This window comes from Paenibacillus lacisediminis (assembly GCF_046567315.2).
Window position 1 is genome coordinate 244,087 of sequence record NZ_JBKIAX020000008.1, and the last position, 12,173, is coordinate 256,259.

Annotated in this window: 11 protein-coding genes and 1 pseudogene; 7 read left to right on the forward strand and 5 right to left on the reverse strand. The window is 54.1% G+C overall.

The window, feature by feature from the left end:
* Window positions 1-5: 5 nt before the first annotated feature.
* Window positions 6-665 carry a methionine ABC transporter permease gene (locus tag ACLD72_RS17620; protein ID WP_410998620.1) on the reverse strand — a complete coding sequence of 220 codons (660 nt, stop codon included), beginning with the start codon at window positions 663-665 and terminating at the stop codon, window positions 6-8.
* Window positions 659-1,729: a methionine ABC transporter ATP-binding protein gene (locus tag ACLD72_RS17625; protein ID WP_410998618.1), complete on the reverse strand. Its 1,071-nt coding sequence runs from the start codon at window positions 1,727-1,729 to the stop codon at window positions 659-661. Before ACLD72_RS17625 ends, ACLD72_RS17620 begins: the two co-directional genes overlap by 7 nt.
* Before the next feature lie 196 nt (window positions 1,730-1,925).
* Between ACLD72_RS17625 and ACLD72_RS17630 the strand changes: the two genes are divergently transcribed.
* The 4 genes from ACLD72_RS17630 to ACLD72_RS17645 are packed head-to-tail and all read left to right on the forward strand — an operon-like array spanning window position 1,926 to window position 5,385.
* On the forward strand, window positions 1,926-2,951 hold the full coding sequence (locus ACLD72_RS17630) for a uroporphyrinogen decarboxylase family protein (RefSeq protein ID WP_410998616.1): 1,026 nt from the start codon (window positions 1,926-1,928) through the stop codon (window positions 2,949-2,951).
* Between the two features lie 2 nt (window positions 2,952-2,953).
* Complete coding sequence (locus ACLD72_RS17635) at window positions 2,954-3,778, forward strand: MetQ/NlpA family ABC transporter substrate-binding protein (RefSeq protein WP_410998615.1); 825 nt, start codon at window positions 2,954-2,956, stop codon at window positions 3,776-3,778.
* Window positions 3,779-3,796: 18 nt separating this feature from the next.
* Window positions 3,797-4,612, forward strand: a complete 816-nt coding sequence (locus ACLD72_RS17640) for a pyrroline-5-carboxylate reductase family protein (protein WP_410998613.1) — start codon at window positions 3,797-3,799, stop codon at window positions 4,610-4,612.
* Window positions 4,609-5,385, forward strand: coding sequence for a VOC family protein (locus tag ACLD72_RS17645; RefSeq protein ID WP_410998611.1), 777 nt, complete (start codon window positions 4,609-4,611; stop codon window positions 5,383-5,385). Before ACLD72_RS17640 ends, ACLD72_RS17645 begins: the two co-directional genes overlap by 4 nt.
* Before the next feature lie 85 nt (window positions 5,386-5,470).
* On the opposite strand, the gene ACLD72_RS17650 is transcribed toward ACLD72_RS17645, so the two are convergent.
* Window positions 5,471-6,382 carry a GyrI-like domain-containing protein gene (locus ACLD72_RS17650; RefSeq protein ID WP_410998609.1) on the reverse strand — a complete coding sequence of 304 codons (912 nt, stop codon included), beginning with the start codon at window positions 6,380-6,382 and terminating at the stop codon, window positions 5,471-5,473.
* A 756-nt stretch (window positions 6,383-7,138) separates the two neighbouring features.
* On the opposite strand from ACLD72_RS17650, the gene acpS reads away from it, so the two are divergent.
* The 3 genes and pseudogenes from acpS (at window position 7,139) to ACLD72_RS17665 (ending at window position 10,879) form a co-directional block, all read left to right on the forward strand.
* Window positions 7,139-7,531 (forward strand): holo-ACP synthase, encoded by a 393-nt coding sequence (acpS, locus tag ACLD72_RS17655; protein ID WP_410998608.1) that lies wholly within the window; start codon window positions 7,139-7,141, stop codon window positions 7,529-7,531.
* A 12-nt stretch (window positions 7,532-7,543) separates the two neighbouring features.
* Window positions 7,544-8,569: pseudogene (gene mutY / locus ACLD72_RS17660) on the forward strand (A/G-specific adenine glycosylase); the annotation flags it as partial.
* Between the two features lie 1,530 nt (window positions 8,570-10,099).
* The gene (locus ACLD72_RS17665; protein WP_458476079.1) at window positions 10,100-10,879 is read left to right on the forward strand and encodes a family 16 glycosylhydrolase; all 780 of its coding nucleotides are present in this window, start codon (window positions 10,100-10,102) and stop codon (window positions 10,877-10,879) included.
* A gap of 44 nt (window positions 10,880-10,923) precedes the next feature.
* Here the strand turns inward: ACLD72_RS17665 and ACLD72_RS17670 are convergent, their stop codons facing one another.
* Both ACLD72_RS17670 and ACLD72_RS17675 read right to left on the reverse strand, forming a co-directional pair.
* Window positions 10,924-11,139 (reverse strand): hypothetical protein, encoded by a 216-nt coding sequence (locus ACLD72_RS17670; protein WP_410998603.1) that lies wholly within the window; start codon window positions 11,137-11,139, stop codon window positions 10,924-10,926.
* Window positions 11,140-11,169: 30 nt separating this feature from the next.
* Window positions 11,170-11,784: a superoxide dismutase gene (locus tag ACLD72_RS17675; protein ID WP_410998602.1), complete on the reverse strand. Its 615-nt coding sequence runs from the start codon at window positions 11,782-11,784 to the stop codon at window positions 11,170-11,172.
* Window positions 11,785-12,173 lie beyond the last annotated feature (389 nt).

Consider the following 12,173-nt stretch of genomic DNA (forward strand, 5'->3'; position numbering starts at 1 on the left):
TTTCGTTAATGCCGCCTTATTTTTCGCGCCAGCCAGTTGCCGAGCGATTGCAGCCCCTGAACGAACAGAACAAGCACGATGACCGTAGCCGCCATCACCACATCGTCGAAACGTTGGTATCCGTATGAAATGGCCAAATCCCCGACACCGCCTCCGCCAACCGTTCCGGCCATCGCGGTCGCGCCAATCAGTCCGACCGTGGCGGTGGTCAAGCTTAAAATAAGTGAACCAAACGCTTCGGGCAGCAGAAAATGCCGGATGACCTGCGCAGGCGTCGCGCCCATGGCTTCCGCCGCTTCCAAAATCCCCGGATTTACTTCCAGCAGCGAGTTTTCGACCAGCCGGGCAATATACGGGGCAATATAAATGATCAGCGGAACGATGGCGGCATTCGTACCGATGGAGGTCTGGACGATTGCCCGGGTCAACGGAATGATCGCCACTAGCAAAATGATGAACGGCAGCGAACGGACAATATTAATGATCGGATTAAGCAGCGAATATACGGCTCTATTTTCCAGCAAACCTCCGGGGCGTGTTACCACCAGAAAAATGCCCAGCGGGATGCCCAGCAATGCCCCCAGCAGCAGGGAGACGCTGACCATGTAGATCGTTTCATAAATGGCTTGCATAAATTGGCCGAGGGTAATGGTTGTACTTAACATACGGAATCGGTCACCTCCTGGATTTGCACGCCTTGGGCATGCAGGAAACAGGCCGCTTCATCAATGGTGCGGGAAGGTCCCTGGAACTGCAGGATCATGCTTCCCAACGCCGTGTCCTGAATTTCGGAGGTCGAGGCAAACAATATATTTACTTCCACTTCGGCAAACTGGCGAATCAACCTGCTGACAATTGGAGCGGAAGCGGCGGCTCCGACAAATCCCAGCTTAAATAAGCGGGATTTCTTCGCTTCTTGGCCAAGGTTTATTTTTAAGCTTTGCGGCAGGCGGTCATGAATGACCGTTTGCACAAAGCTGCGGGTCGTTGGATGCTGCGGGCTGCCAAACACGTCAAGCACGGTGCCCTGTTCGACGATCCGACCGGCTTCCATAACGGCAACGCGGTTGCAAATTTCCTGAATGACGGCCATTTCATGCGTAATAATCATGATCGTAATCCGGTATTCGGCATTGATTCGTTTGAGCAATTGCAAAATCGCTTGTGTTGTTTGCGGGTCCAGCGCCGAGGTCGGTTCGTCGCACAGCAAAATGGACGGATTGGAGGCCAGCGCCCGGGCGATGCCAACCCGTTGTTTTTGACCGCCCGACAGCTCGTCCGGGTAACTTGCGGCTTTGTCGCCAAGGCCGACGAATTCCAGCAGTTCGGTTACCCGTTCCCGGATCTCCTGCTGCGGCTTTTTTTGCAGGATGAGCGGGATCGCCACATTATGATAAACCGTCCCCGACTCCAGCAAGTTAAAATGCTGAAAGATCATGCCGATCCGTTTCTTCAAAGCCCGCAGCTGCTCGGCGTTTAAGGAAGCAAGCGGCTGCCCCTCGACAAATACTTGTCCGCCGCTGGGCTTTTCCAGGCAGTTGACCAGGCGGATCAAGGTGCTTTTGCCCGCTCCGCTGTAACCGATTACCCCGAAAATGTCCCCTTTTTCAACGGTTAAGCTCACTCCTTGCAGCGCGGTGCTGGAAATTCCTTTGCGCTCGAAAACTTTGGAAACATCCCTGATCTCAATCGTTTGCAGTCCTGCCGATGGCCGATAGTCTGAAGTCATTTGGCGTCCTCCTGATTCATTGATGTTTAATATATATACTTTTCCGATGAACTTTATAGTATTTCCAAAAATATAACTCTATGAATTAAGCGAAGTCAATTAAAAATCACATTGACGTCAAACTTTTCGGTGTGCTAGTATGATTAAAACTTTTCCAACCCGCAAACTCGGAATTGATAAAAGGGAGAATAATGACATGGCAGATTGGAACAAAACGGCCCGATTTCAGGCCCTGTTGTCCGGCGAAACGGCGGATCGCCCCATTGTCAGCGGCTGGCATCATTTCTTGGATAAAGAACAAAATGCCGAAGACTTGGCGGAAGCCACGATCGCTTTTACGCGGAAATTCGCTTGGGATTGGGTTAAGATCAATCCGCGCGCAACCTATTACGCGGAAACTTGGGGAAACAGCTACGATTTCCGCGATTACCGCACGGTATTTCCCAAACAGACCGCGGTGGCCCTTCGGGAGGCGGCCGATGTCTGGCGGGTTGAACCGCGGCGCGCGGCGGAAGCGGCCCCGCTGGCGGAGCAGCTTCAGGCGGCCCGGCTGATCCGGGCCGGACTAACGGGTACGCCGCTGACGCAAACCGTTTTCTCGCCGCTAACGGTATTGTTGTTTCTGGCGGGGCAGTCGGCTTACGTGAGCGATACGGTTTACGGCAGCGAACATCCCGTCCCGCTGGAAACTTTATTTGGCGGGCAGCGGGACGGAGTGCACCGCGCTCTGCACGCCATTGCCGTAACTTTGGCGGATTATGTGGAGGAGCTTGGCCGGATCGGGATTGACGGGATTTTTTACGCGGTTACGGGAACCGCCCATCCGGGATTATTCGATGAATCCGCTTTTAACGAGTTCTCGAGGCCTTATGATCACATCGTGCTCGAAGCGGCAGGTTTCGGCAAACGGATCCTGCATACTTGCGGAGCTTTTTCCCAGCCTGAACGGTTTAACGATTATCCGATCGAGGGGATCAGTTGGGATACATACGCTGCCGGCAACGCCGGTTTGGACGCTCCGCTCCATGCAACCAAGGTGGGAGGGGTCGACCATGCCCTGTTCGCCGGCGGCGATCTTGAACGCATTCGCGAGCAGGCTCGCGAAGCGCTTTCGCTGATGCGGGGCCAACCGTTCCTGCTGGCGCCAAACTGCGCGGTGCCGGTGAGTGCAACGGATGATGCTTTACACCAATTGCGCAATTCACTGGAAGAGGGGTTGTAATCATGAAGAAATTTGCGGCTGTTGTATTGATCGGACTGTTGTTGGTGTTATCCGCCTGCGGCAAACAAAGCACCGCCGGTCAAGACAAAAAGGTGATTACGGTCGGTTTCGGTGTCGGAACCTATGAGGAACAATTCCGGGCGGGTATCTTGCCTATCCTTGAGAAAAAAGGCTATAAGGTGAACATCAAGACTTTTTCCCAGAATATGCAGGTGAATCCGGCAATGCAGGAAGGTTCTATCGATGCCAGCGTGTTCCAGAGCACTGCTTACATGGAAGGGATCAATGATGAGCTGCACATGGATATGATCGGCATCACATTTGCTCCCAGCGCGCCGCAAGGCTTGTTTTCCGAAAGGCACCAGTCTTTGGATGAAGTGAAGGACGGCAGCACGGTCGCTGTCCCCAACGATCCGGTGAATCAGGAGCGCGCCGTCCGGATTTTGGAGGAGCTTGGCTGGGTGAAGGTGGCCGAAGATGCCGGCACGACCGACTTCAACTTGAACAGCGTGTCGCCGGGTCAATACGCGATCGACATTCAGGTGCTGGATCCGGCACAAATTTTGGTGTCGCTGAAGGACGTTGATTTCGGGGTAGTGAACGGCAACTACATTGCCAATGCGAAACGGAAAATTACCGAGGCTTTAAAAATCGAAAATACGCCTGAGCAGCACCGGATTATCGTATCTATAAACAAGGCCGACGAAAATACGCAATGGGCGAAAGACCTTAAAGCCGCTTATGAATCCACGGAGTTCGAGGAGTTCATCAAGTCTCAGGACAAGTATGACGGATTTATTTTGCCGGCGGCATGGGAGAACAATTAAAAGAGGAGGTAATGTAAAATGGCGCAGCAACGCATTCATTTCATCGGCGGAGGGCAGATGGCCGAAGCGATCATCCGGGCGCTTGTCAGCAGTGAGACGGTGCCGGCTCACCTGATCAGCGTGGCGGACATTCGGGAGGAGCGCGTGCGTTATTTAAGTGAAACCTACCGTATACAGGGGCCGGATGAACCGGGCCAAGCGCTGAAGGATGCCGGGCTTATTGTGATTGGCGTGCGGCCGCAGGACGATTTGGCCGGTGTAGGCAAGACGATTCGCGAATTTGCCGGCGGGAACAGCGTTATCGTATCGATCGTAGCGGGCGTGACCATAGCCAAACTGGAAAGTTATGTCGGCGCCGAGCGCCCCGTTGTCCGGGTTATTCCCAACACGCTCACGGATACCGGGTTAGGTTACAGCGGGGTGGCGTTTAATGAACATGCTGAACTCGCCCAGGTGGAAGCATTCCTGGGCGGGTTTGGCAAAGTGCAGGTTGTGGATGAATCGCTGCTTGATGTTTTTACCGGTTATGGTGTGGCCGGGCCGAATTATGTCTATTATTTCATTGAATCCCTTGCCGATGCGGGTGTGCTGGCCGGATTGCCGAGAGAACAGGCCTGGCGGATCGCGTTGGAAAACGTTGAAGGCGCGGTGGCGATGCTGCGGCATACCGGGCTGCATCCGCGGCAGCTTCTCGATATCAACAACTCCCCGGGCGGCGTGGGCATTAACGCCTTGTACGAACTGAACCGCAGCGATTTTGCCGCCGGTTTGCAGCGAAGTGTGCTGACGGCGGTCAAACGGACAACGGAACTCGGAAAGGAAGTGTCCCAATGATGCTGAAATGGGATCACACCGTGCAATACGTCAACGATTTGGATACGCCGGTTGCGGCGTTTGCGAAATGGGGGCTGGCCGCTTTTAAAGGCGGCTCCCACAAGTTCTGGGGAACGTATAACGCGCTAAGTTATTTTGGATTAACGTATATTGAATTTCTCGGGATCGAGGACCGGGAGCTTGCGGAAAAAATCGACTCACCTAACGCGGTCGTGCGCGACGCTTTATCCGAGCTGCCCGCCCGCCAAGCGTTCAGCCGGGTCGCGCTGCGTACGGACGATATCGACGGGCTGGCGTCCCGTTTACAGGGCCAAGGCCTTGAACTTTCGCCGATTTTGGACGGCCGGAGGCTCGATGCGCAGGGGAACTGGATCGAGTGGCGGATGTTTACGATCGACGGACATTATCGGGGCCTGTCCTATCCGTTTATCCTGCAATGGAGCGGTGCGGATGAGGAGCGTTTGTCGGGGCTGATAGCAACAGGGGTCATCAAAGATCACCCCGCGGGAGAAGTGAACATTCAAAGCGCTGTGTTCACGGTTTCCGATCCGGCAGCGGCAGCCGCTCATTGGCGGGAGTTATTCGGTTTGCCGCTGCTGGAAGCGGCGCCCGGCGGCGAAACGGCCGAGCTTGGCATCGGAGACAAATCGTTTCTGTTCAAGCAGGGGGGAGCGGAACGGTTAACGCAGCTTGTTTTTAAGACCAATGCCCCGGATTTGCAGAACAAGACGCTGGAAATCGGCGAAGCGCAGTTTGTCTTTTTGCCGGAATAAGTTGTTGAAAATAATGAGGCTGTCCCGTTAGCCGCAGCGGCTTACGAGACAGCCTCTTTGTTGTTTTGCTTGCGTTGTTGGCTACTTAAGCTTCCGACTTGGATTTCGCCGGCTGAACGGGAATGTAGATGTCGATCTGCTTGCCTTCTTTTGGCCAGCAGCGTTCATCGTACCATTCGAAATCGGGGGCGTTTATCTGCTCGTAACCGGATGCGGGGAACCAGTTCGCAAAAATCTCGTCCCAGGTCGTTTGGATGGACGTGCTGAAATCTTCCTCGCCGGCTGGAGGCGTTGTAAAGATGGCATAGGTAGCCGCCGGAATGAGATATTCCGTTATGCCCTCCGGAACCTCGGCCGCTTCGTCCGCTTCAAAGCCGATGATATATTGGAAGGTGCCGTCTTCGTCGGTGGGGGAGCAAACGCCAAGCTCGACGTTGGGATTTTTTTTGCCGGGGATCCGCTCGCCAAGCCGCTCCTGCATGTACGTCTGCCAGAACGCAGGAATGTCGTCATGATTTTTGCCTTCTACGATGGCGGTTTGAAGCGAGAAGCCCAGAATCCGCATGGCGGGCAGTTGTTCGATACGGTATTGCATGATTTGATCTCCCCAATCACTGGTTATTTGCGCATCGATGGTCAGAAGAGGCGCGGCGCGTGGCACGAGAAACGGCGGACGGCCTAGCTTACGGCATTCCGTTGGCAGGATGCCGTACATTTTCCGGAATGCCCGGGTAAATACCTCATGGGAGCCGAAGCCGCACCGCAGCGCGATATCCAGCACCTTCAAGTTGGTTTCGGTCAGCAGTTCCGCCGCCGTCGACAGTCTCCGTTTCCGCACATAGGATGTAACCGTGTCGCCGACAAAGTACAAGAAAGTGCGGTGAAAATGATATTCGGAGTAAAACATCGCGCTAGCGATCCTGCTTAACGTTAACTCTTCGCCAAGCCGCTCTTCAATGTAATCGATGCTTTGTTGAATAGTGCTGACTGCGTTCATGAACATCCTCCAGACCGGTCTATGTGGTTAGTATAAACGGGGGGCGCCGCTTCTTCTTGATCATTCTTGCTTTCCGCAAAACAGGGGGACAGAACCATGGTCACAGCGATTTTAATCTAGTAAAACGACCCGGGAATAACGTGGCGCATCTGCGATAGCGGAACTTTATGGTCTTATTTTCTGTTTGGAACATGATCAATCCCATTAGCGGAATTTTTTGTCCTTATTTTCCTATGAACGGTGCGAAAGGCGGCTATTTCTTTATGATTCGGGAAAATAACGGTATAAATTTCCCCTATTTCTCTCGAAGTAGATACTATCGATAAAATAACGGTATTTTTTTCCTTTATGCTTTCGCCAGAATTTTTATACAAGCTAACTTTTGCAGTTTTTCCTATTGTCTACTAGTATATCAAGAGTGAAATGGCCGGAGCTAGTCCAAGTGAGGCGAAGTGGGGAGTTTTCGGAATCGTACGCACTCTGCTCGTGCTTGTGCTCATGCTCATGCTCGTGCTCATGCTCGTGCTCATGCTCGTGCTCGTGCTCATGCTCATGCTCATGCTCGTGCTCATGTGCTTGTGTTTGTGTATGTGGGCAACGCCTGTGTCGGTTCGCTACTCGTTTTGGAAAACAGCGGGCGTTTTTTTGTCCCTGCCGAACTCGCGCCGGAGCGGCTTCCCTGTTACAATGTGAGTGGCGGCTGTGCAGGGATAAGCCCTGCATTTGCCGTGATGCATAGGGAAGAAGGGAATCGCTTTGATATACGGAATCGGACATGATGTTGTCGAAATCGAACGCGTCCGGCGGATGTTAAGCGGTCCGGTCGGCGAGCGGCTGTCGCGGCGCATCCTGACTGTGGCCGAGCGGCGCCTGCCGGGACAAGCCGCGCGTCCGGCGGAATTTTTGGCCGGGCGGTTCGCCGCCAAGGAAGCGGTCAGCAAGGCGTTTGGCTGTGGTATCGGGAAGGCGCTTGGGTTTGCGGATATGGATATTTTGCCGGATGCGAGCGGTAAGCCGACCGTATCCCTTTCCCCGGAAGCTTGGGAGCGGCTCGCCGTACCCGAGCCGAACCGGTATGTCATTCATTTGAGCATCACGCATGAACGGCAGTTGGCATCCGCCTTTGCCGTGGTGGAACGCGTGGAATAGAAGGAGTAGCAGATGCAGGAGAGCAGTGAAAACAAAACTTTCTTTAGTACGGAGCTATTGGAATGGTATGAACGCTCCAAGCGCGATTTGCCTTGGCGCCGGCATCGCGATCCGTATTATATTTGGGTTTCGGAAATCATGCTGCAGCAGACGCGCGTGGATACGGTGATCCCCTATTTTCACCGGTTTATCGAGCGGTTTCCGACGATTCGGGATTTGGCGGAAGCCCCGGAGGAAGACGTGCTGAAATGCTGGGAGGGGCTCGGGTATTATTCGCGGGCCCGCAATCTGCAGGCGGCCGCGCGCCAAGTGGTCGAGCGGCACGGCGGGGTTGTGCCGGACAACAAGGCCGACGTGTCGGCATTGAAAGGCGTCGGCCCGTATACGGCAGGGGCGATTATGAGCATTGCCTTTAACCGGCCCGAGCCGGCCGTCGACGGAAACGTCATGCGGGTGCTGTCGCGGTATTTCCTGATCGAAGAGGATATCATGAAAACCGGGACGCGCACGCTGATGGAGGAGCTGGCGGCGGAGCTGATCCCCGAGGGCCGGGCCGCGGATTTTAATCAGGCGCTGATGGAGCTGGGGGCGTTAGTCTGTACGCCCAAGTCGCCGCAATGCCTGATTTGCCCGGTCATGGCCCGCTGCGCCGGGCGGCTTGCGGGCGCTGAGGAGCGCCTGCCGGTGAAGAGCAAGGCGAAGCCGCCGCGGCCGGAATACCGGCTCGTCGCCCTCGTGGAGGGCGGCGGGGCGCTGGCGGGCCGCGTGCTCGTGCGCCGGCGGCCGGACACGGGGCTGCTCGCACGGATGTGGGAGCTGCCCCATATCCCGGCCGACACCGTGCCGGGCGAAGGCGCCGGGCTGCCGGACGGCCCGGCGATGGACCGGCTGGCGGCGGCGCTGGCCGGTGCGGGCGTGCCGGCGCGGCCCGGGGAAGCGTGGATGAACGCGGAGCATACGTTCAGCCACATTCACTGGAACCTCCGCGTGTTCCGGTTCGCCGCGGAGGATGCCGCTGGCCAGGCCGCCAGCGGCGGGGCCGTGAACGGCGAGTATGTGAACGATGGTGGCGTGAACGGTGGGGCTGTGAGCAGTGAGGCCGTGAATGGTGGGGCTGTGAACGGTGAGGTCGTGAAGGGCGGGGCCGAAAACAGTGTAGGTGGCAACGCCGCGGCCGCGAACGGCCGAACTCCCTACGCCGTGGCCTCTAGTGCCGGGACTGCCGGCACCCATCCGCCAGGGCAGCATCCAGCGGAAGCCGGTTCGGCCGCCTTATTCGCCGCCGAAACCGCCGCGGCTTATGAAGCCGGAGCTCCTTTGGCTTTGGCCAGCGCAGCGAACACGTCTTCGGGAGCGGCATCACCGTCCGGAGTCGGGATCAAGCAGGAGGGCTTCGATCTGGACGCGGACTCCGCGGAATACCGCTGGATCACCCGGGAAGATATGGGGAGCCTTGCGTTTCCGAACGTCTTTTTGCGGATATTGAACCAGTATTTTAAACAAGCATAAGCCAAAACCGTACCTGGGTATTGTACCTGGGTGCGGTTTTCTTTTTACATCGTAACGAGGCTAACGGACTCGAGAGACGCTAAATGCTTAAAAACCATACATGTTCCTTTTGGAAGGAACCCACGGCTTGGCGAATTAACTCAACTGCAAAAGTGCATCTCATTTTCCCGTAATCAGCCTATTTGAGCGTGTGAAATGCAAAAATACATCTGTTTTGGGACTATTCGATAAAAAAGAGTATTTTGACCGGATATGAACTGCACTTTTGCATTTGGCGAGCCTCTTTCGAGGAAGTTCGACAAAGATCGCATGCACTTTTGCATCTCGCGGAATCCCATGGCGAGGAATCTCATCTCACGGAATCCCATGCCGCAGAAATCTCGCACTGTAGAATCCAGTACTACGGAAACTGGTACCATGTAATCTCGCACTGTAGAATCCAGTACTACGGAAACTGGTACCGTGTAATCTCGTACTGCAGAATCCAGCACTGCGGAAACTCATACCGAGTAATCCCGCATTGCTGGGATCCCGCACGGCAGGAATTTCGTGCCACTGGAATTCTATATATGTTGAACTATTAATTGTACGGATCAGGGCAGCCGTGTGAAATGTTCTTACGATCGCTGTTGTTCGCGGATTTCTTGATTTTATAGATTCCAACAAGGAAGAAATCCGCTGACAAAGGCGACCAAGCATATGCTTCCGATGTAGCTTTCTTCCAGAAATCTTTTAGTTTCTTCAGAATCATTTCACCTAGGTTCAATAGTCTAAAATGTGCACTCTTTTAGAATATTGAACACTCTTGCCTAACTTCCGCATTTTTTTAGTTCAACTTATATAGCTCCGCTATATCATGCTGCTCAACTGGCTGCTGCTACTTCCTACTTATATCCAACAAATCACTTTCATAGTACATTTATACATATAATAAACAACTTGGATCGGCATCGCGGTAAAACGCGCAAAGGAGGGAGCAGAACTTTCCAGCGGAAATGCTGGAACAAAACCGGCGTTATCTCCCGCGATTTTTCGCGGCAATTCATTAGGAGGGATATGATGAAAAAGTTAACGTTTTTACAAAAGGTTCGCGGAGGTTTGGGAGTTTGTTTGATAGGATGCAGCCTCTTGCTGGCGGTTCCGGCGTCGGCGGCGGGCGGGTTTGAGGAGCCGCTGAACGCTTTTAACGGGAAGCTGTTTTATGCCTCGGACGGCTGGGAGAACGGCGATGACTTCGGCGTAGGCTGGCGGGCGAACAACATCGAATTCAACAGCGGAATCATGGCCCTTCGATTGGACAAGTCGGGATGCCCAAGCCGATGCTCCGGCGAGCAGTACGCCTCCGGCGAATATGCGACCATCGGGGAAGACTACGGGTACGGGCGCGTAGAAGCGCGGATGAAAGTGGCGAAAGGCGTGGGGCTGGTAACTTCACTGTTCACCTATTATGACCTTAATCCGGATCCGGACATTGAAGAGAATGACGAAATTGATATTGAGATTCTCGGAAAAGACCCGACGAAACTGGAGACTAACTATTATACGGCCGGAGACGGAGATCATAGCACGGTCATTGATCTTGGCTTCGATGCATCGCTGGACTTCCATGACTATGCTTTTGAATGGTCGCCGGCCTCGATCAAATGGTATGTCGACGGCAAGCTGGTGCATACCGAGGACGGCTCCCGCGGACCGCTGCCGAGCCATCCGGGCAGCATTATGGTCAACTTCTGGGCGGGGGCGGGCGACGCCGCCAAATATTGGACAGGGGATTTTGTTTATCCCGGGTCCCCGGTTCGGGCGTACTATGACTGGATCAAGTATACCCCGGCAAAATAATATCAAGAGGCCTTCCTTCATGGAAGGCCTCTTTTTTAATTTCTTTATTCCAGCGTGCGGTTTTCTACCGTTTTCATATAGTTTTGCGTATCCGGTTCGCGGTGTTCTTCACCCACCACCTTGCCCGGATCCGCCGCCTTGCTTCCGCCGGTAACGCTGTGCGCGAAATTCGTAAACTGTTGCTTATGCTGATCTTCCGCGTGTTTGGCTTGCAGCAGCTCCTCCGGATCGTTGGTCAGCTTACGCTTTTGCTCGGCCATATCGCAACCTCCTTCTCCTGGCAATAGCCTTCATTTCTTGGCGGCCTCGTAACGCCGGTTCACTTCGTCCCAATTGATCACGTTCCAAAATGCCGCGATATAATCCGGGCGTTTGTTTTGATATTTCAAATAGTAGGCGTGCTCCCAAACGTCCAGGCCAAGAATGGGCGTTTGCCCCTCGGAGAGCGGGTTGTCCTGGTTTGGCGTGCTCGTTACGGCCAGCTTGCCGTCCTTGCCGACGACCAGCCAGGCCCAGCCGCTGCCGAAACGGGTCGTCGCCGCTTTTGTAAAATCCTCTTTGAATTTGTCGAACCCTCCAAGCTCGCTGTCGATAGCGGAAGCGACCGCTCCGCTTGGAGCTCCGCCGCCGCCGGGCCCGATCACGGTCCAGAACAGACTGTGGTTGGCGTGGCCGCCGCCGTTGTTGCGTACGGCGGTGCGGATATTTTCGGGAACGCTGTCGAGGCTGGAAATGAGCTCTTCCACGCTCTTGCTTTGCAGTTCCGGGGCGCTTTCCAGCGCGGCGTTCAGGTTGGTCACGTACGTATTGTGGTGACGATCATGGTGAATGTTCATCGTCTGCTCGTCGATGTAGGGTTCAAGCGCGTTTGCCGGATAGGGCAACGCAGGCAATTCATGGGCCATAACGGAAAAACCTCCCGATTTTTTTGTTAAAAAGGTTGTTCAAAAAGTCGTCTTTTGAAGATATAAGAAAGAATGGGCATCCAAGTATCAGCTTCCTTATATCGCAAGAAAAACTACCGCTAATCGCGGTCTGGCTTCCTAGAAGATACTTCGATAGAAGTTTTTCTTATCACGAAGCAGATCAGGAAGTGGTCTCGACCTGTTTTACATGCTCCAAACAAAACCTATTATTGGCAGATGATCAAAATATATGTATGAAAACCTGTTTTGTGAAGGGAAATTCACAAAAATTAAATGTAAACGCTTAACATTAAGCGCTTTCAGAAGAAAATTGGTGTATTTCGCTGATTTATATGGTTTAATGGACAAGGAAGCAGTTTTTTCTCGAT